At 69.0% G+C, this 17,294-nt stretch carries 22 protein-coding genes and 2 tRNA genes; 18 read left to right on the forward strand and 6 right to left on the reverse strand.

Features of this window, described 5'->3' with window-relative positions; all coding sequences use genetic code 11:
- Window positions 1-45: 45 nt before the first annotated feature.
- From OKW78_RS05830 to OKW78_RS05850, 5 genes are all read right to left on the reverse strand, one after another.
- Window positions 46-1,200, reverse strand: a complete 1,155-nt coding sequence (locus tag OKW78_RS05830; RefSeq protein WP_281194276.1) for a succinylglutamate desuccinylase/aspartoacylase family protein — start codon at window positions 1,198-1,200, stop codon at window positions 46-48.
- Window positions 1,201-1,222: 22 nt separating this feature from the next.
- Window positions 1,223-2,203, reverse strand: a complete 981-nt coding sequence (locus OKW78_RS05835) for an RNA-guided pseudouridylation complex pseudouridine synthase subunit Cbf5 (protein ID WP_281194277.1) — start codon at window positions 2,201-2,203, stop codon at window positions 1,223-1,225.
- Between the two features lie 48 nt (window positions 2,204-2,251).
- On the reverse strand, window positions 2,252-2,830 hold the full coding sequence (gene cmk, locus OKW78_RS05840; RefSeq protein WP_281194278.1) for a (d)CMP kinase: 579 nt from the start codon (window positions 2,828-2,830) through the stop codon (window positions 2,252-2,254).
- Between the two features lie 82 nt (window positions 2,831-2,912).
- The gene (locus OKW78_RS05845) at window positions 2,913-3,263 is read right to left on the reverse strand and encodes a hypothetical protein (protein WP_281194279.1); all 351 of its coding nucleotides are present in this window, start codon (window positions 3,261-3,263) and stop codon (window positions 2,913-2,915) included.
- A complete protein-coding gene (locus tag OKW78_RS05850) occupies window positions 3,253-4,293 on the reverse strand; it encodes a zinc-binding dehydrogenase (protein WP_281194280.1) in 1,041 nt (346 codons plus the stop codon). The genes OKW78_RS05845 and OKW78_RS05850 overlap by 11 nt, the downstream gene beginning before the upstream one ends.
- Before the next feature lie 229 nt (window positions 4,294-4,522).
- Here OKW78_RS05850 and OKW78_RS05855 point away from each other — a divergent pair.
- The 13 genes from OKW78_RS05855 (at window position 4,523) to rpsB (ending at window position 10,804) form a co-directional block, all read left to right on the forward strand.
- Window positions 4,523-4,608, forward strand: a tRNA-Ser gene (locus OKW78_RS05855).
- Window positions 4,609-4,665: 57 nt separating this feature from the next.
- A complete protein-coding gene (locus OKW78_RS05860) occupies window positions 4,666-5,187 on the forward strand; it encodes a 30S ribosomal protein S13 (RefSeq protein WP_281194281.1) in 522 nt (173 codons plus the stop codon).
- Window positions 5,184-5,711 (forward strand): 30S ribosomal protein S4, encoded by a 528-nt coding sequence (locus tag OKW78_RS05865; protein WP_281194282.1) that lies wholly within the window; start codon window positions 5,184-5,186, stop codon window positions 5,709-5,711. Before OKW78_RS05860 ends, OKW78_RS05865 begins: the two co-directional genes overlap by 4 nt.
- A gap of 6 nt (window positions 5,712-5,717) precedes the next feature.
- On the forward strand, window positions 5,718-6,107 hold the full coding sequence (locus tag OKW78_RS05870) for a 30S ribosomal protein S11 (RefSeq protein WP_066417396.1): 390 nt from the start codon (window positions 5,718-5,720) through the stop codon (window positions 6,105-6,107).
- A 1-nt stretch (window position 6,108) separates the two neighbouring features.
- Window positions 6,109-6,861, forward strand: coding sequence for a DNA-directed RNA polymerase subunit D (locus tag OKW78_RS05875; RefSeq protein WP_281194283.1), 753 nt, complete (start codon window positions 6,109-6,111; stop codon window positions 6,859-6,861).
- Window positions 6,862-7,033: 172 nt separating this feature from the next.
- A tRNA-Leu gene (locus OKW78_RS05880) sits at window positions 7,034-7,118 on the forward strand.
- A gap of 38 nt (window positions 7,119-7,156) precedes the next feature.
- On the forward strand, window positions 7,157-7,510 hold the full coding sequence (locus tag OKW78_RS05885; protein ID WP_122104411.1) for a 50S ribosomal protein L18e: 354 nt from the start codon (window positions 7,157-7,159) through the stop codon (window positions 7,508-7,510).
- Entirely contained in the window at window positions 7,507-7,956 is a 450-nt protein-coding gene (locus tag OKW78_RS05890; RefSeq protein ID WP_281194284.1) for a 50S ribosomal protein L13, read from the forward strand. Before OKW78_RS05885 ends, OKW78_RS05890 begins: the two co-directional genes overlap by 4 nt.
- Window positions 7,950-8,348, forward strand: a complete 399-nt coding sequence (locus OKW78_RS05895; protein WP_281194285.1) for a 30S ribosomal protein S9 — start codon at window positions 7,950-7,952, stop codon at window positions 8,346-8,348. The genes OKW78_RS05890 and OKW78_RS05895 overlap by 7 nt, the downstream gene beginning before the upstream one ends.
- A gap of 12 nt (window positions 8,349-8,360) precedes the next feature.
- Window positions 8,361-8,555, forward strand: coding sequence for a DNA-directed RNA polymerase subunit N (locus OKW78_RS05900; protein ID WP_066417409.1), 195 nt, complete (start codon window positions 8,361-8,363; stop codon window positions 8,553-8,555).
- Window positions 8,556-8,557: 2 nt separating this feature from the next.
- Window positions 8,558-8,740: a DNA-directed RNA polymerase subunit K gene (locus tag OKW78_RS05905; protein WP_066417411.1), complete on the forward strand. Its 183-nt coding sequence runs from the start codon at window positions 8,558-8,560 to the stop codon at window positions 8,738-8,740.
- Window positions 8,737-9,939 carry a phosphopyruvate hydratase gene (gene eno / locus OKW78_RS05910; protein WP_281194286.1) on the forward strand — a complete coding sequence of 401 codons (1,203 nt, stop codon included), beginning with the start codon at window positions 8,737-8,739 and terminating at the stop codon, window positions 9,937-9,939. Before OKW78_RS05905 ends, eno begins: the two co-directional genes overlap by 4 nt.
- Window positions 9,940-9,955: 16 nt before the next feature.
- A complete protein-coding gene (rpsB, locus tag OKW78_RS05915) occupies window positions 9,956-10,804 on the forward strand; it encodes a 30S ribosomal protein S2 (protein ID WP_281194287.1) in 849 nt (282 codons plus the stop codon).
- 71 nt (window positions 10,805-10,875) lie between these two features.
- On the opposite strand, the gene OKW78_RS05920 is transcribed toward rpsB, so the two are convergent.
- Window positions 10,876-11,469, reverse strand: a complete 594-nt coding sequence (locus tag OKW78_RS05920) for a mechanosensitive ion channel domain-containing protein (RefSeq protein ID WP_281194288.1) — start codon at window positions 11,467-11,469, stop codon at window positions 10,876-10,878.
- Between the two features lie 116 nt (window positions 11,470-11,585).
- Here OKW78_RS05920 and mvk point away from each other — a divergent pair, with 116 nt between their 5' ends.
- The 5 genes from mvk to OKW78_RS05945 all read left to right on the forward strand — a co-directional run bounded on the left by mvk (window position 11,586) and on the right by OKW78_RS05945 (window position 17,282).
- Window positions 11,586-12,602 (forward strand): mevalonate kinase, encoded by a 1,017-nt coding sequence (gene mvk, locus OKW78_RS05925; protein WP_281194289.1) that lies wholly within the window; start codon window positions 11,586-11,588, stop codon window positions 12,600-12,602.
- The gene (locus OKW78_RS05930; RefSeq protein ID WP_281194290.1) at window positions 12,599-13,393 is read left to right on the forward strand and encodes an isopentenyl phosphate kinase; all 795 of its coding nucleotides are present in this window, start codon (window positions 12,599-12,601) and stop codon (window positions 13,391-13,393) included. Before mvk ends, OKW78_RS05930 begins: the two co-directional genes overlap by 4 nt.
- Before the next feature lie 88 nt (window positions 13,394-13,481).
- Window positions 13,482-15,758 (forward strand): PAS domain S-box protein, encoded by a 2,277-nt coding sequence (locus tag OKW78_RS05935; protein ID WP_281194292.1) that lies wholly within the window; start codon window positions 13,482-13,484, stop codon window positions 15,756-15,758.
- Between the two features lie 142 nt (window positions 15,759-15,900).
- Window positions 15,901-16,944, forward strand: a complete 1,044-nt coding sequence (locus OKW78_RS05940) for an Mrp/NBP35 family ATP-binding protein (RefSeq protein WP_281194293.1) — start codon at window positions 15,901-15,903, stop codon at window positions 16,942-16,944.
- Window positions 16,941-17,282: a hypothetical protein gene (locus OKW78_RS05945; RefSeq protein ID WP_281194294.1), complete on the forward strand. Its 342-nt coding sequence runs from the start codon at window positions 16,941-16,943 to the stop codon at window positions 17,280-17,282. The genes OKW78_RS05940 and OKW78_RS05945 overlap by 4 nt, the downstream gene beginning before the upstream one ends.
- Window positions 17,283-17,294: the final 12 nt, after the last annotated feature.

Raw genomic sequence — 17,294 nt, forward strand, 5'->3', positions numbered from 1 at the left:
GGTCGCACTCGGAGGAACGACCGTCCCGTAATTAAGGACTTCGTTTCAATCGTCGTCGCGAGGGACGACGAGGTCGCCGTCGTCGCGCACCGCCAGGCTCGCGATCGGGTCGCCCTCGTAGACGGCCAACCCCTCACACCGCGAGACGACGTACCCGTCGTGGTCGGCCCGGACGCTTCCAAGCGGCTCGCCCGTCGCCGAGACGACCGTCGCGAGAGCGTCGCCCTCGACGAACTCCTCGCCCGCGTCGACGCGATGACGGACGAGCCCGGAGACGTCCGTCGTCGGGCCGCGATAGCGCCGAACCGGATAGTCGACGGGGCGCTCGTCGACGTATTCCGCGGGCTCGCCGACGCCTTCCGGCACTTCCTCGGAGGCGAGCAGGTCGAGTTCGACCGCGACCGCGAACGCGCCCGCGACGCCGCCGGCGACGAGGCGGTCGTCGACGACGCCGTGGGAGCCGAGCTCGGCGGTGAACGCCGGGATCCCGGCCTCGTTGAGGACGGCTCCCGCGAGCGAGCGCTGGAGGTCCTCCTCGACGTACTCCGCGGCGGGGTACTCGGTGAGCGTCGGGAAGCCGAAGGCATCGACGACGGACTCGAGGTCGGCCGCGAGCGACCCCGCTTCCGACTCGCTTCGCCGGTCACCGTACAGGACCCGGTCGCGGATCGCGAACGGCTCGCTGTCGACGCCCGCAGTGTGACAGTCGATCAGGGCGTCCGCGGCGACGGCGTCGGCGGGATCCGACCCCGCCTCGCCCTCGCCGACGACCGCCTCGTAGAGCCGCGCGTCGATCCGCTCCTGAAGCTTCGGTGGGCGCGCCGACTCCGCGTCGGCGTCGGGGAAGTGTCGGTTCGGGTCCTCGTCGTCGTAGTAGGTGTGTCTGGCGTTTCGGCGGAGCCCGGCGGGCGAGACGACCGGGATCGCGACGACCGCCCCCGCGAGCGAGGTCAGCGTCTCCGAGTCCGCGACGAGCGCGTCCATCGTCTCCAACACGACCGCGATCCCGGTCGCCTCGTCGCCGTGGACGCCGCCGGTCAGCCAGAGCGTCGGGCCCGGGGCGCCCCCGTTGGCGACGATCACGGGGAGCCGTTCCGGCGTCCCGGTCGGGAGGTCGGCGATCTCGAGCCATCCGCGGTCGACGGTTCCGGGGGCGGCGCTCGCGCTTCCGAGTTCGAGGTCGCGTCGGTCGGCTTCCATGGGCGAACGGCTCCCGGGGAACCTATAAAAGAACGCGTTCGAGCGCGACGACCGTCCCCGACTCGGCGTCCGGATCGCCGACGAACCGCCCGAGACAGACCGCCGTCCCGTCGGGGGTGAAACAGGCGACGAGCGGCGCGTCCGTGTCGTCGTCCCGCGTCGATCCCGTGACCGCGTCCGCCGCGTCGAGGTCGCTCTCGATCACGCCGGGCGCGTAGACGGGGGCTCCGGTGGCGACGTTGCGCGCGGCGGAGGGCGCGATCGTCACCGACGGGAGGTGGACCAACGCGTCCTCGGCGGGGCGGACGACCTCCCGGAGGAACCCGTCGTCGCCCTCCTCGGCCCACGCGAGCGCGTCCGTGAGGTCCTGGAGCGTGTGGAGGTCGCGGTCGTCGAACGGGTCCGTGGCGGTCCGACGGAGGTGTCCCATGTGCGCGCCGACGCCGGCGGCGAGCCCGAGGTCGTGACACAGCTTTCGGACGTACGTCCCCGACTCACAGCCGATCCGGATCAGGGCCCGCCGTTCCTCGAGTTCGAGCACGTCGAGCTCGTGGATCGTCCGAGTTCGCAGCCGGCGGGTGACCGCGCTCTTCCGGGGAGGTTTCTGGTATAGCTCGGTCTCGAACTCCGCGACGACTTCCCGGAGATCCGACGGTGCGGGACCGTGAAGCTCCAGCACGGAGACGTACTCCTTCGACCCCTCGAGGAACACCTGGGCCATCCGGGTCGCGGTGCCGGTGAGCGTGGGGAGACAGCCGGTCACCTTGGGGTCGAGCGTCCCCGCGTGGGCGACGCCGTCGATCCGCGGACCGTCGGGATCGAGCGCCGCGAGCGTGTCGTTGATCGCGTCGCGGACCCACGCGGAGAGCTGGTGTGAGGAGGGGCCCGCGGGCTTGTCGACGTTGACGACGCCGAACCGGAGCAGCCCCGGGACCGACCGCTCCCCGGGCGGGGCGCGGAGCGGGTCATCGGCGTCGTCGGTGTCGTCGGTGTCGTCGGTCATCTGGATGTCCGTGTGTGCTGGGAGTTGCGAGTTCCGGTTCGGTGGCGTTCAGAAGTCGTAGGAGACGCCCTCGATCGGGACCTTCCCCTCGTCGTCGTCGGGATCGTAGGCCTCGACCGTGGCGACGAGCGCGTCGAGGAAGCGGTCGGGACCCCAGCGGGCGGTGTTGTAGGCGGCGTCGTAGATGGAGAGGTCGTCGATGTCGACGTCGTAGTACTCCAGGTACCGCTTTCGCTCGGAGGCCTCGCGACGGAGCGTCTCCTCGCGCGCCTGCGAGACGGGTTTGTCCTCCCGGTCCGCGATCCGTTCGGCGCGGACGTCGACGGGGGCGTCGAACCAGAACCGGAGGTCGGCGTGCTCGCCGGCGAGCCAGCCGGCCAGCCGCGACTCGAGCACGACCGACTCGCGGGTCGTCGCGATCTCGCAGAGCCGACGGTCGAGGTCGCGGTCGATGTCGCCGTCGTCCTCGGCGTGTTCGTTGAACTCGACGGGCGTCATGCCGCGGTCGGCGGCCATCTCCCGAAAGATGTCGCCGCCGGAGACGTGGTCGAGCCCGAGCGCCCCGGCGAGCCCCGCGGCGTTCGTGCTCTTCCCGCTCCCGGGCGGACCGGAGACGGTGATCAACATATCCACCCTCCGGCAGGACCGTTCAAAACGGTTGTCGTTCGCGTCCGGTGTGACTCCTCGTTCCGGGAGGGTTCGTCGCGTCTCACTCCGTCGCGGCCGTCATCGACCAGACCGCGACGAGACCGAGGAGGACCGCCGGGACGAGCGGGAGCACGAGGTACGTCGCGAAGAACGTGAACCCGAACGCCCCGGCGGCGTACGGGTACGCGTAGATGATACCGGGGATGACGAGGACGCAGGTGAACAACACGGCCGTCAGCGCCCATCCCTTTCGGCCGAAGCCGTCGGCGGTCGGCTCCGTGGTTTCGACGGTGGAGGCTCCTCCTTTCGAGCCGAGTTCCGCGGGTCCGGCATCGCCGTCGTCCGGGCTGTGGACGTACCCCCCCTCGTCGCCGGTCGAGGAACGGTCCGCCGCGTCGGTCTCAGAACTCACTGTCCGGTTTCAGGACCACTTTGCCAAAGCCCTCACGGTTCCCGATCATCTCGTGTGCGCGCGCGGCCTCGCTCATCGGGAGCGTCTCGCGGATCCGCGGCTCGAAGGTGCCGTCCCAGACGAGTTCGAGGACGTCGTCGACCTCTCCCGGCGTCGCCATCGTCGACCCGAGAACGGAGAGCTGGTTCCAGAAGATCCGGTTGAGCCCCGCGTCCGGGTTCGGACCGGTCGTCGCCCCGCAGGTGACGAGCCGTCCGCCCTTCGCCATCGACTTCAGCGAATCCGGGTACGTCGCCTCGCCGACGTGGTCGACGACGACGTCGACCCCGCGTTTCCCGGTCAGTTCGGCGATCTCGTTCGCGAAGTCGGTCGCCTCGTAGTCGATGACGTGATCCGCGCCGCACGCCTCGGCGTGCGAGAGCTTCTCCTCCGTGGAGGCGGTCGCGAACACCTCACAGCCCGCGTGGTCGGCGATCTGGACCGCGGCGTGGCCGACCCCGCCCGACGCGCCGAGCACGAGCACGCTCTCGCCGGCCTCGACGTCCGCGCGCGTGTGGAGCATGCGCCACGCGGTCTGGAAGACGAGCGAGGCGGACCCGGCCACCTCCCAGTCGACGTCGTCCGGAACGGGAACGAGATTCTCGGCGGGCACCGCGGCCCGTTCGGCGTGGACGCCGCGGACGTGCTCGCCGATGATGTGGAAGGAGACGCAGAGCGACTCCTCGCCGCTTCGGCAGAACTCGCACTCCCCGCAGGCGACCCCCGCGCTCACCGCGACGTGGTCGCCGGGCTCGAACCGCGTCACGCCCTCGCCGACCGCCTCGACGACGCCCGCGGCGTCGCTGCCGGGGATATGCGGCATCTCCAGATCGACCCCTGGAAGCCCACGGCGGGTCCAGATATCGAGGTGATTCAACGCGCCGGCCCTGACGTCGACGAGCACCTCCCCGCGTGCCGGTTCGGGGTCGGGAAACTCGTCGTACTCGATCACGTCACGGTCGCCGTGGGCGTCGAACTGGACGGCCTTCATGGAGTCATCCATCGCGGGAGTGCACTAAACAGTACGCCACACGGCGTCGTCGCCGGCGGTCCTCGGCGGCAGTCCTCGGCGGCGGTTCTCGACGACGGTATCCCCGTGGGAACGGGGACCACTCGGCCGGTCCTTTCGTGATGTTTAAGTACCGAAGCGGAGTTGATCCGGATGCACGAACTGCAGGGGTGTCGGTCCCCGAGTCCGAGAGGGCGACGATACGACGCGAGTTGCGGTAGCCAAGCCTGGCCCAAGGCGCAGGGTTGCTAACTCTGTGGCGTCACTGCCTCCGGGGTTCGAATCCCCGCCGCAACGCTCGAAACGACCGAGCACCGCCGGGATCGCGCCGGTAGGGCTCACTGCGATCAACACATGAGCACGGAAGAATCACAGGACGACTCGCCGGAGGAGGAGGAAGACCTCCAGTACTTCGTTCGGATCGGGGGAGCGGACCTCGACGGGACGAAGACGGTCGAGCGAAGCCTATCTGAACTCAACGGCATCGGCACGCGCATGGCGCGGCTGGTCGCCGAGAAGGCCGGCGTGGACCGAACGTCCACGTTCGGGCTTCTCGACGAGGAGGATATCGAGGCGGTGGTCGACGTCGCCGAGAACCTCGAGGACCACGTCCCGTCATGGATGACCAACCGACAGAACGACTTCTTCACCGGGGAGACGACCCACCTCGTCGGCACCGACGTCAACGAGAAACGTCGTCACGACATCAACCTGATGAAGCAGATCGAATCGTACAAGGGCGTCCGTCACAAGCGCGGCCAGAAGGTCCGCGGCCAGCGGACGAAGTCCACGGGCCGGACCGAGGGGACCATCGGCGTCAACGTCGAGGAGATCCGCGAGGAGATGGCCGAAGAGGAAGCGGGTGACGACGAATGAGCACCGGAAAGAACACCAAGGGCTACGAGACGCCGAACCACCCGTACCAGGGCGAGCGGATCGCCGAGGAGTCCGACCTCCTCTCGCGGTACGGCCTGAAGAACAAGGAGGAGCTCTGGCGAGCGCAGTCGGAACTGCGCCGCATGCGCCGGGAGGCACGACGTCTCCTCGGCGAGGCCCAGGGTGACGTCGAGGTCGCCGGAGAGGCCGGCTCGGAGTTCGTCGCACGACTGCGCCGCATCGGCGTGCTCGGCGACAACGACGACATCTCGACGGTCCTGTCGCTCGACGTGACGGACCTCCTCGAGCGCCGCCTCCAGACGGTGGCGTACCGACAGGGGTTCGCCTCCTCGACGCAGCAGGCCCGCCAGTTCATCGTTCACGGACACGTCACCGTCGACGGCGCGCGCGTGACGCGCCCCTCGGTGAAGGTCGACGTGAGCGACGAGGGCGCCATCGCCTTCGACGAGAACAGCCCGCTCGCGGACGATCTCCACCCCGAGCGCGCGGAGTCACAGGAGTAACCAATCATGAGTGGATCCGAGGACGGAAAGTGGGGAATCGCCCACGTGTACGCGTCGTTCAACAACACCCTCATCACGGTCACCGACGAGACGGGCGCCGAGACGATCGCCAAGTCGTCCGGCGGCACCGTGGTGAAGCAGAACCGAGACGAGGCGTCGCCGTACGCCGCCATGCAGATGGCCGAGGTCGTCGCGGAGCGGGTCAAGGAGGCCGGCTTGGAGGGCGTCCACGTCCGCGTTCGCGGTCCCGGCGGCAACCTCAACAAGTCGACCGGCCCCGGCGCGCAGGCGACGATCCGTGCGCTGTCGCGTGCGGGCGTCGAGATCGGGCGCATCGAGGACGTCACGCCCATCCCGCACGACGGGACGAAGGCGCCGAAGAACAAACGAGTCTGACATGACGGAAGCCGACTTCGACGTGGAGTACGTCGAACGGGACGATCGCAGCGCGCGGGTGCTGATCCGCGGGCTCACGCCGGCGTTCGCCAACGGCATTCGCCGCGCGATGATCGCCGACGTCCCGACGTTCTCGATCGACACGGTGCGGTTCGTCGAGAACTCCTCCGTGATGTTCGACGAGATGATCGGGCTGCGATTAGGGCTCGTTCCGCTAACGACGCCGCTCGACGAGTTCGAGATCGGCGACACCGTCACGCTCGCGCTCGACGTCGAGGGGCCGGCGACCGCCTACTCCGGGGACATCGAGTCCGCGGAGCCGATGGTCGAGCCCGCCGACGAGAACGTGCCCATCGTCGAACTGAAGGAGGGACAGCGGCTGGAGTTCGAGGCCGACGCGGTCCTCGAGGCCGGCAAGGAGCACGCCAAACACCAGGGCGGCGTCTCCGTCGGCTACAGACACCTCCAGCGCGTCTCGGTCGAGGGCGACCGTGGCGAGTTCGACGACGAGGAGCCGCGCATCCTCCGTGGCGTCATCGAGACGCCCGAGGGAGAGGTCGTCGCCACCGACGAGTTCGGCAACGACCTCTCGGAGCGGTATCCCGGAAAGGAAGTGCGCGTCGAGGACGTCCCCGGCGCGTTCGTCTTCCACATCGAGACGGACGGCTCGTTCACGGTCGAGGAACTGCTGCTCCGCGCGATCGACTCCATCGAGGAGCGCGCGGACGAACTTCGAACGAAGGTCGCGGTATAAGGAATGTCGACTCCCGGAACCACACACACGGCGCTCGCCCCGTTCGCGAGCGTCGGCGTCGCCCCGAACGGCGCCGCCGTCACGGACGACGGGACGATCCCGCACGGCGGGACGCCCCCGAACGGCGGGACCGAAAGTGGTTTGAAGGGAGCCGGATTACCCAGGAGTGCACGCAGGGATAGCCAAGTCAGGCCAACGGCGCAGCGTTCAGGGCGCTGTCCTGTAGAGGTCCGCAGGTTCAAATCCTGCTCCCTGCACTCCGCTTTTCAGGAACCCCCCACAGGGAGGGACAGCTATGAGTAGCAAGACGAATCCGAACTTACAGAACCTCATCGCCGATCTGAAGTCGGTCTCGCGTGACTCCGGTGCCAACGTGTGGCAGGACGTCGCCGACCGACTGGAGAAGCCACGGCGTACCCACGCCGAGGTCAATCTGGGTCGCATCGAACGGTACGCAAACGAAGACGAGACGGTCGTCGTTCCCGGCAAGGTGCTGGGCAGCGGCGTCCTAGAGAAGAACGTCACCGTCGCCGCCGTCGACTTCTCGGGCACCGCCCGCACGAAGATCGACCAGGCGGGCGAGGCGGTGTCGCTCGACCGGTTCGTCGAACGGAACCCCGAGGGCGGCAACGTCCGGGTGATCCGATGAGCCTCGCGAAGGTCGACGCGGACGTCGTCGTCGACGCTCAGGACTGCATCCTGGGCCGGGTCTCCTCGAAGGTCGCACAGCGCGTCCTCGACGGGGAGACCGTCGCCGTGGTCAACGCGGAGCACGCGGTGATCACCGGCAACGAGGAGGCGACGATGGACACCTACCACACTCGCGCGAACCTCGGCTCGGACAGCGGGCCGTACTACCCCAAGCGGCCGGACCGCATCTTCAAGCGGGCCATCCGCGGGATGTTGCCGTACAAGAGCGAGGACGGCCGCGAGGCGCTCTCGAACGTCCGCGTCTACGTGGGCAACCCCTACGAGCGCGACGAGGACGCCGAGGCGGTCGTCCTCGAGGACACGTCGCTGGACCGACTCTCGAACATCAAGTTCACCACGCTCGGGGACGTCTCCGAGTCCCTGGGAGCTAACGTCACATGGTAACTAACACCTCGGGCAAGAAGAAGACGGCCGTCGCCCGCGCAACGGTGCGCGACGGCGAGGGTCGCGTTCGCATCAACTCCCAGCCGATCGAGCTGGTCGAACCACAGCAGGCGCGCCTCAAGATGCTGGAGCCGTTCCGCATCGCCGACGAGGAGATCCGCGACGACGTCGACATCGACATCGACGTGACCGGCGGCGGGTTCAGCGGTCAGGCGGACGCGACGCGGACCGCCATCGCCCGCGGGCTCGTTCAGCACCTCGGCGACGCCGAGCTGCGCGACGCGTACATGAGCTTCGACCGCACGCTGCTGGTCAACGACGTGCGCCAGTCCGAACCCAAGAAGTGGGGCGGACCCGGCGCGCGTGCCCGCTACCAGAAGTCCTACCGCTGAGGTGATCCAGTCATGATGATCCCCGTCCGGTGTTTCACGTGCGGCAACGTCGTGGGCGAACACTGGGAGGAGTTCAAGGAGCGCGCTCGTGAGGGAGACGAGGACCCCGGCGAGGTGCTCGACGACCTCGGCGTGAACCGACACTGCTGTCGGCGGATGCTGGTGAGCCACCGGGATCTCGTCGACGTCGTCTCGCCGTACCAGTAACAATGTCAACACAGAGATACAATCGGTACGAGAAGGCGCGGATCCTCGGGGCGCGCGCCCTGCAGGTGTCCTACGGGGCTCCCGTGCTGATCGAGACGGACCAGACGGAGCCGATCCTCGTCGCCGCGGAGGAGTACGACGCGGGCGCGCTCCCCTTTACCGTCCGGAGGGAAGCCGACGCGTGACCCGGATCACCAACGTCTCGTTGCGACGGATCCTCGACTCCCGGGGCAATCCGACGGTCGAGGCGGACGTGCTCACCGAGTCCGGCGGCTTCGGTCGCGCGGCGGCACCGAGCGGCGCGTCGACCGGGGAGTTCGAGGCGATCGAACTCCCCGCCGAGGAGTCGATCGCGAAGGCGAGGGAGCGCGCGGTTCCCCGTCTCGAGGGGCTGTTCGCCGGGGACCAGCGATCCGTCGACGCCGCGTTGCGGGCGGCGGACGGCACCGACGACTTCTCGGCCATCGGCGCGAACAGCGCGGTCGCCATCTCGATGGCGGCGGCCAAGGCCGGCGCGGACGTGCTCGGCGCGCCGCTGTACCAGCACCTCGGCGGCGCGTTCCGCGGCGGGAACTTCCCCGTCCCGCTCGGCAACGTCGTCGGCGGCGGGGAACACGCCAAGGAGGCGACGCACATCCAGGAGTTCCTCGCCGCCCCGGTCGGCGCGCCGAGCGTCTCGGAGGCCGTCTTCGCGAACGCCGCGGTCCACGCGGCGGTCGCGGACGTGCTCGACGAGCGCGGCGTCCCGGCGGCGAAGGGCGACGAGGGCGCATGGGCCCCGCCGATATCGGACGCGGAGGCGTTCGAGGTCGTCGAGGAGGCGGTCGACCGCGTCGAGGAGGACGTGGGCTTCGAGATCCGCTTCGGGCTCGACGTGGCGGCCGCGGAGCTGTACGATGACGACGCGGACGCATACGTCTACGGCGACGAGACGCGCTCGACCGACGAGCAGATCGAGTACGTCGCCGGACTCGTCGAGGAGTACGACCTCGCGTACGTCGAGGACCCGCTCGACGAGAACGACTACGAGGCGTTCGCGGAGCTGACGGACCGGGTCGGCGACCGGACGCTGATCTGCGGCGACGACCTGTTCGTCACCAACGTCGAGCGGCTCCGGGACGGGATCGACGCGGGCGCGGCCAACAGCATCCTGATCAAGCCGAACCAGATCGGGACGCTCTCGGACGCGTTCGACGCGGTCGAGCTCGCGACCCGAAACGGCATGGAGAGCGTCATCTCCCACCGCTCGGGCGAGACCGAGGACACGACCATCGCACACCTCGCCGTGGCGACCGATGCCGCCTACATCAAGACGGGCACGGTCGGCGGCGAGCGAACCGCCAAGCTGAACGAACTGGTCCGCATCGCGGACGACGCGGTATGACGGACCCATACGACGCATGAGTGAAGACAACGACGCGGTCGAACTCGACGAGGACGCCGAGACCGAGGCGGTCGACGCGGACGTCGAGGAGGAGGCCGACACGACCGAGGAATCGACCGCCGACGCGGGTGCCGAGGAGGCCTCCGCCGACGCCGATACAGAGACCGAAACCGCGGACGACGCGGTCGAGACGGACGCCGCGGCCGACCCGGATCCCGACGCCGACGAGGCCGAGGAGGAGGAGGACGCCTCGCCGTTCGACGACGACGTGATGCCCGACGACGACGTCGACCTGCTCATCCCCGTCGAGGACTACCTCTCCGCCGGCGTCCACATCGGGACCCAACAGAAGACCGCGGACATGGAGCGGTTCATCCACCGCGTCCGCGACGACGGGCTCTACGTGCTCGACGTGAGCGAGACGGACGGTCGGATCCGCACGGCGGCCGACTTCCTCGCGAACTACGACCCCGAGCAGATCCTCGTCACGTCCTCGCGCCAGTACGGCCGGTTCCCGGCCAAGAAGTTCGCCGACGCGGTCGGCGCGCGCGCGCGGACCGGCCGGTTCATCCCCGGAACGCTCACGAACCCCGACTACGCCGGCTACATCGAGCCGGACGTGGTCGTGGTGACGGACCCGATCGGCGACGCCCAGGCCGTCAAGGAGGCGATCACGGTCGGCATCCCCGTGATCGCGATGTGTGACTCGAACAACCAGCTGTCGAACGTCGACCTCGTCATCCCGACGAACAACAAGGGTCGACGCGCGCTGTCGGTCGTCTACTGGCTACTCGCCAACGAGACGCTCGACCGCCGCGGCGCGGACACCGTCTTCGCCCTCGAGGACTTCGAGGACGAACTGTAGCCGGCCGACGTTCGAGTTCGACTCGCCTTTTTCACCGCCACTCGATCCTCGCCGAGCGACGGCTCTGTCGTTCACTCCTCGACGGGATCGGTTCCGGCGGGATCTGCTCCGGCGGGACCGGCCGCGGCGTCCGGCACGTCGTGGGTCCATCGCGACTCGATCTCCCGGTTGGCCATCACGATCCGGTCGCCGTCGTCGGTGTCGATCCGGGTCTTCCGGAGTTCGATCGCCGCGACCGTTCCGGTCACGCCCTTCGCCTCGACGCGGTAGCCGACGTTGAAGTCGGGGTCGCGGAGGAGGTAGACGCCCGCGACGGTGTCCTCGATCATCTCCGAGAGCGCGTAGGAGATGCCGAGCGCGATGAAGCCGATCGCGGTGCCGAGGCTGGCCGCGATCTCGCCCATGCCGACGACCTTCAGAAAGGTGAGCGCGACGCCGAACCAGAGGAAGACGGCCAGGATCGTGACGAGGAGATCGCCGACCAGTTCGCGGTCGCCGACGTACACCCGTTCAACCGACGACCGGACGACCGCGAGGGCGACCCTGATCGTCACGTACGCCAGCGCGAGGAAGACGATCCCCGAGAGGATCCGGGGGATCGCGGCGACCATACCGTCGACGAAGTCGGCGAGCGATCCGGCGATCAGCGATCCGATCGGCGTCATGGCGGCACGACGGCGGCCGGGCGTGAAAAGGTACGGGCCGGACCGGCCCCGACGTTGGACGACGAGGCGACCCGCCAAGCGCAACGCCTGTAAGCCCTCGGGGTGAGTGGGAGGACATGACCGTCTGTGAAGCGCCGGGGAAGGTCTACCTCTTCGGCGAACACGCCGTCGTCTACGGCGAACCCGCGGTACCGGCGGCGATAGAGCGCCGGGCGCGGGTGACCGCCGAACCCCGCGAGGACGACCACGTCCGGGTCACCGCCGAGGACCTCTCGCTCGACGGGTTCACCGTCGAGTACGCCGGCGGCACGGGGGAACGTCCCGACATCGACGCGCCCGCGCCGCTCGTCGAGGCCGCGATGGGGTACGTCGACGCCGCGGTGCGGCAGGCCCGCTCGGCGGCCGACGCGCCCGACGCCGGCTTCGACATCACCGTCGAAAGCGAGATCCCGCTCGGCGCCGGGCTCGGATCCTCGGCCGCCGTCGTCGTCGCGGGGATCGACGCGGCGACGCGCGCGCTCGGCGAGCCGCTCGACCGACGGGAGTTGGCCGACCGGGCCTACCGTGCCGAGTTCGAGGTCCAGGACGGGCAGGCCTCCCGGGCGGACACGTTCTGCTCGACGATGGGGGGAGCCGTCCGCGTCGAGGGCGACGACTGCGAGCCGATCGACGCGCCGAACCTCCCGTTCGTGATCGGGTTCGACGGCGGCGCGGGCGACACCGGCGAGCTCGTCGCCGGGGTCCGCGAGCTCCGCGAGCAACACCGGTTCGCGGCCGACACCGTCCGGTCGATCGGCGACGTCGTGCGCGCCGGCGAGGAGCTGTTGGCGGACGCCGTCCCCGAGGCCGACCCGTCCCGGGAGCTGCTCGAGGAACTGGGCGACCTGATGGACTTCAACCACGGCCTCCTGTCCGCGCTCGGCGTCTCCGCGCGCTCGCTCGACGCGATGGTCTGGGCGGCCCGCGACGCGGGCGCACACGGCGCGAAGCTCACCGGCGCGGGCGGCGGCGGCTGTATCGTCGCGCTCGACCCCGGCGAGGAGACGCCGACCGCGCTCTCGTTCACGCAGGGGTGTGAGGAGGCGTTCCGCGCGGAGCTGGCGACCGAAGGGGTCCGAGCGGTGGAGCCGTGACGCCCGGCAAGGGAGGAAGCGGCGAGCCCACCCTCGACGCTCCCGTCGTGCTCAAGCTCGGCGGGAGCGTGATCACCGAGAAGGACCGCCCCGAGACGGTCGACGAGTCGGCGCTCGCGGCCGCCGGCGACGCGATCGCCGACGCGCTCGATCGGGGCGCGATCGAGCGGCTCGTCGTGGTTCACGGCGGCGGGAGCTTCGGGCATCACCACGCCAGCGAACACGGGATCTCGACGAGCGAGGGGACCCGGGACGCCGGCGCGGTGATGGACGTCCACGGCGCGATGAAGCGGCTCAACCGGGCCGTCCTCACTGCGCTCCACGACCGCGACGTGCCCGCCGTCCCCGTCCATCCGCTCTCGCTCGCGGCGCGGGCCGCGGGCGTCGACGGCGGGCTCGACCTGCCGCTCTCCTCGACGGCGACGCTGCTCGACGAGGGGTTCGTCCCGGTTCTCCACGGCGACGGGGTCGCGACCGCGGGCGAGGGAGTGACGGTCGTCTCCGGCGACGAACTCGTCGTCGAGCTCGCTACGGGGCTCGGAGCCGACCGTGTGGGCGTCTGTTCGACGGTCCCCGGAGTCCTCGACGACGACGGGTCGGTGATCCCGTCCATCGACGACTTCGACGCGGTCGCCGACGCGCTCGGCGCGAGCGACGCGACCGACGTCTCGGGTGGCATGGCGGCGAAGGTCAGGGAGCTGCTCGCGCTCGACGCGCCGGCGTCCGTCTTCGGCCCGGACGGGCTGGAGGCGTTCCTTCGCGGGGAGACGCCGGGAACGCGGATCGAGTGACGACGCCGAACCCGACCGGCACCGATGCCTCGAGCCGTCCGGATACTTATGTAGTCCGCTCAACGATCCCCATAGAGCCGGCACCATCATGAGTACACTCTCGGATACGATCCGCGTTCTCCACGTGGACGACGAGCCGGAATTCGCGGAGATGACTACGACGCTTCTCGAGCGCGAGAACGAGCGTCTTACCGTCGAGACGGCCGCCAGCGCGAGCGAGGGTCTCGATCACGTCGCGACGAACCACGTCGACTGTATCGTCTCCGACTACGACATGCCCGGGCTGAACGGGATCGAGTTCCTCGAGGCCGTCCGCGAGGAGAACCCCGACCTCCCCTTCATCCTGTTCACCGGAAAGGGGTCCGAGGAGGTCGCCAGCGACGCCATCTCGGCGGGCGTCACCGACTACCTTCAGAAGGGATCCGCCACCAGCCAATATGCCGTCCTGGCCAACCGGATCCGCAACGCCGTCGAGGGCTTCACCGCCAAGCGTGAACGCCGACGACACCTCGACGCCATCGAAACCGCCCAGGAGGGGATCAGCATCCTCGACGATGGACGGTTCATCTACGTGAACCGGGCGTACGCCGACCTGTACGGATACGAACCCGCGGAGATGATCGACGAGCGCTGGGAGCTGATCTATCCCGACGAGGAGGTGGCTGCGGTCCGCGACGAGATCCTCCCGACCGTAGCCGAGACGGGCACCTGGCACGGAGAGACGACCGGCCTCCGGGCTGACGGCAGTACGTTCGTCGAGGATCACACCCTCGCGAGGACCGAAGGGGGTGAACTCGTCTGTACCGTTCGGGACGTCACCGAGCGCGAGGAACGGGAGAAGCGGCTCGAACGAACCACGGCCCGTCTCGAACTCGCGGTCGAGGGCGCGAACCTCGGGGTCTGGGACTGGGACATGCGTACCGACGAGGTCGAGTTCAACGAGAAGTGGGCCGAGATGATCGGCCACACGCTGGAGGAGCTCGAACCGCATCTCGACGCGTGGGAGACCCGCGTCCACCCGGACGACCTCGACGACGTCGAGGCGGCGTTACAGGCCCACATCGACGGAGAGACGCCGTACTACGACACCGAACATCGGATGCGAACCGCCGAGGGCGACTGGAAGTGGATACGTGACATCGGCACGGTCGTCGAGCGAGACGACGCGGGCGAGCCGGTCCGCGCGGTGGGGATCCACCTCGACGTCACCGATCAGAAGGAGCGCGAGCGGGAACTCGACCGACGCACCGAGAGCTTGGAGGAGTTGACCACCGAACTCGAAGAGCAGTATCGGTATTTCTTCGAACAGGCACCGGTCATGGCGGCCGTGACCCGGACCGAAGACGGGAAACCGGTCGTCGAGGACTGCAACCAGTTGTTCGCCGAAACGCTGGGATACAGCAAGGACGACGTTCTCGGCCGGGGGCTGGCGGAGTTCTATACGGCCGAGTCACGTCGAGAGCTCCTGCGTGAGGGGGGCTACGAGCGAGCCCTGAACGGGGAGTTCCTCCGGGAGGACAGGGAACTGAGCACCGCCGACGGCGAGACCGTCGAAGCCCTCCTGCGGGCCGTTCCCCGGCACGACGCTCGCACGAACGCCGTCGGAACGCTCGCGTTCTACGTCGACGTCAGCGAGCGAAAGGATCTCGAACAGGAGAAAAAGCGGCTGGAGGAGTTCACCAGCATCGTCTCTCACGACCTGCGGAACCCCCTGAACGTCGCAGCAGGACGAGTCGATCTGGCCCGTGACGAGTGTGACAGCGAGCATCTCGAGGACGCGGAGGACGCACTGGATCGGATGGAAGAGCTGATCGACGACCTCCTGCGTCTCGCACGGAGCGGAGACCACGTCGACGAGGCGGTGCCGATCGATCTCGAAGCCGCCGTGCGGAACTGCTGGCGGAACGTCGAGACCGCCGACGCAACGCTCGTGATCGGGATCGGACGGACGATCCGGGCCGATCGAAGTCGGGTGAGTCAGCTCTTCGAGAACCTGTTTCGGAACAGTGTGGAACACGGTTCCACTGGCAGCCGGGCGGAGCCCAGCGACAGCGTGGAACACAGTTCCACTGGCAGTCGGCCTGCGGCCGACGACAGCGTCGAGCACGGCGGGACGGGCGTGACCGTCACCGTGGGCGAACTGGATGACGGGTTCTTCGTCGAGGACGACGGGACCGGGATACCCGAAGACGTCCGGGAGGACGTGTTCGAGGCCGGATACTCGACCTCGACCGAAGGGACCGGATTCGGGCTCTCGATCGTGAGACAGGTCGCCGAGGCACACGGGTGGACGATCCGCGTAACCGACGGCTCCGAAGGCGGAGCACGGTTCGAGATCACGGACGTCGAGTTCGTCGAAACGTAGCTCCGCCGTGCCGGGAGCGGCACCGATCGAGCACGAGGACGCGAACCGTCGTCGGAGACGAACCGTCGTGTGACGTCCGCACGTCGGCGGACGATCGGAGCCGGACAGAACCCTTATTCGACCGACTACCCTCCCTTCGGGCATGAACGAAGCGGACGTCAGAGAGCGGCTGCGGGCTGTCACCGATCCCGACCTCGGCGACGACGTGGTCTCGCTCGGCCTGGTGAACGGGATCGACCTCGACGAGGGGGCGGGGACCGTTCACGTCTCGCTGGCGCTCGGAGCGCCGTTCTCGCCACACGAGTCGACGATCGCCGACGACGTGCGGGCGGCGCTGTCGGACGCCGGCCTCGACGTGGAGCTGTCGGCGTCGATCCCGAACGACCTCTCGGCGGACGAGCAGGTCCTTCCGGGCGTCGAGAACGTGATCGCGGTCGCCTCCGGGAAGGGCGGCGTCGGGAAGTCGACGGTGGCGGTGAACCTCGCGGCGGGACTCTCCGAGCTCGGCGCGCGGGTCGGCCTCTTCGACGCCGACGTGTACGGCCCGAACGTCCCGCGGATGGTCGCCGCCGAGGAACGACCACAGACCGACGGCGAGACGATCGTCCCGCCGGAGCGGTACGGGGTGAAACTCATGAGCATGGACTTCCTCACCGGCGAGGACGACCCCGTTATCTGGCGCGGACCGATGGTCCACAAGATCATCACCCAGCTGGTCGAGGACGTCGAGTGGGGCGAGCTGGACTACCTCGTGATGGACCTCCCCCCTGGAACCGGCGACACCCAGCTCACGATCCTCCAGACGCTGCCGCTGACGGGCGCGGTGATCGTCACCACGCCACAGGACGTGGCGCTCGACGACGCGACCAAGGGCCTTCGAATGTTCGGCAAACACGACACGAACGTGCTCGGGATCGCCGAGAACATGGCCGGGTTCCGGTGTCCGGACTGTGGCGGGTTCCACGAGATATTCGGCTCCGGCGGCGGGAAGGCGCTCGCGGCCGACCACGACCTCCCGTTCCTCGGCGGGATCCCGCTCGACCCGGCCGTCCGGACCGGCGGCGACGACGGCGCGCCGGTCGTGCTCGGGGATGGCGACACCGCCGACGCGTTCCGGGTCCTCGTCGAGAACGTCGCGAACAACGCCGGCGTCGTGCGTCGCCGCGAGATGAGCGGGGGACGATGACCGGGGAAAACAGGTCGGAGGACGGCGGAACCGACGGGTCCGCCGATCCGTCGGAGGCCGCCGACCCGCTGGCGGCCGCCGGCGTCGACCCGGTGGTGCCGGACTCGGCATCGGACGCGGCGGCCGCGGAGTTCCCCGACGACGCGGAGGTCCGCGAGTTCCTTCGGGAGGTCGCCGCCGACGTGCGCGGCGACAGCTCCGAGAGCAAACAGCTCTCGGCGGTGCTCTACCGCGTGTCGGACCTGTACGACCCCGCGGAGTCGACCTCGCCCGAGGAGATCTACCTCAACGTCCGCCACATCATGCGGATCAAAGAGCAGGGCGGGATCGAGCGGTAGTCAGGGTTGCGG

It is taken from the genome of Halorubrum sp. F4 (assembly GCF_027257195.1).
GTDB lineage: Archaea > Halobacteriota > Halobacteria > Halobacteriales > Haloferacaceae > Halorubrum.

Coding starts and splice junctions, on each gene's coding strand:
- OKW78_RS05940 (WP_281194293.1), top strand. CDS start 15,901: ATGAACGAAGCGGACGTCAGAGAGCGGCTGCGGGCTGTCACCGATCCC.
- OKW78_RS05895 (WP_281194285.1), top strand. CDS start 7,950: ATGGTAACTAACACCTCGGGCAAGAAGAAGACGGCCGTCGCCCGCGCA.
- mvk (WP_281194289.1), top strand. CDS start 11,586: ATGACCGTCTGTGAAGCGCCGGGGAAGGTCTACCTCTTCGGCGAACAC.
- OKW78_RS05900 (WP_066417409.1), top strand. CDS start 8,361: ATGATGATCCCCGTCCGGTGTTTCACGTGCGGCAACGTCGTGGGCGAA.
- rpsB (WP_281194287.1), top strand. CDS start 9,956: ATGAGTGAAGACAACGACGCGGTCGAACTCGACGAGGACGCCGAGACC.
- OKW78_RS05850 (WP_281194280.1), bottom strand. CDS start 4,293: ATGAAGGCCGTCCAGTTCGACGCCCACGGCGACCGTGACGTGATCGAG.
- cmk (WP_281194278.1), bottom strand. CDS start 2,830: ATGTTGATCACCGTCTCCGGTCCGCCCGGGAGCGGGAAGAGCACGAAC.
- OKW78_RS05835 (WP_281194277.1), bottom strand. CDS start 2,203: ATGACCGACGACACCGACGACACCGACGACGCCGATGACCCGCTCCGC.
- OKW78_RS05890 (WP_281194284.1), top strand. CDS start 7,507: ATGAGCCTCGCGAAGGTCGACGCGGACGTCGTCGTCGACGCTCAGGAC.
- OKW78_RS05935 (WP_281194292.1), top strand. CDS start 13,482: ATGAGTACACTCTCGGATACGATCCGCGTTCTCCACGTGGACGACGAG.
- OKW78_RS05885 (WP_122104411.1), top strand. CDS start 7,157: ATGAGTAGCAAGACGAATCCGAACTTACAGAACCTCATCGCCGATCTG.
- OKW78_RS05905 (WP_066417411.1), top strand. CDS start 8,558: ATGTCAACACAGAGATACAATCGGTACGAGAAGGCGCGGATCCTCGGG.
- OKW78_RS05875 (WP_281194283.1), top strand. CDS start 6,109: ATGACGGAAGCCGACTTCGACGTGGAGTACGTCGAACGGGACGATCGC.
- OKW78_RS05830 (WP_281194276.1), bottom strand. CDS start 1,200: ATGGAAGCCGACCGACGCGACCTCGAACTCGGAAGCGCGAGCGCCGCC.
- OKW78_RS05945 (WP_281194294.1), top strand. CDS start 16,941: ATGACCGGGGAAAACAGGTCGGAGGACGGCGGAACCGACGGGTCCGCC.
- OKW78_RS05865 (WP_281194282.1), top strand. CDS start 5,184: ATGAGCACCGGAAAGAACACCAAGGGCTACGAGACGCCGAACCACCCG.
- OKW78_RS05870 (WP_066417396.1), top strand. CDS start 5,718: ATGAGTGGATCCGAGGACGGAAAGTGGGGAATCGCCCACGTGTACGCG.
- OKW78_RS05860 (WP_281194281.1), top strand. CDS start 4,666: ATGAGCACGGAAGAATCACAGGACGACTCGCCGGAGGAGGAGGAAGAC.
- OKW78_RS05920 (WP_281194288.1), bottom strand. CDS start 11,469: ATGACGCCGATCGGATCGCTGATCGCCGGATCGCTCGCCGACTTCGTC.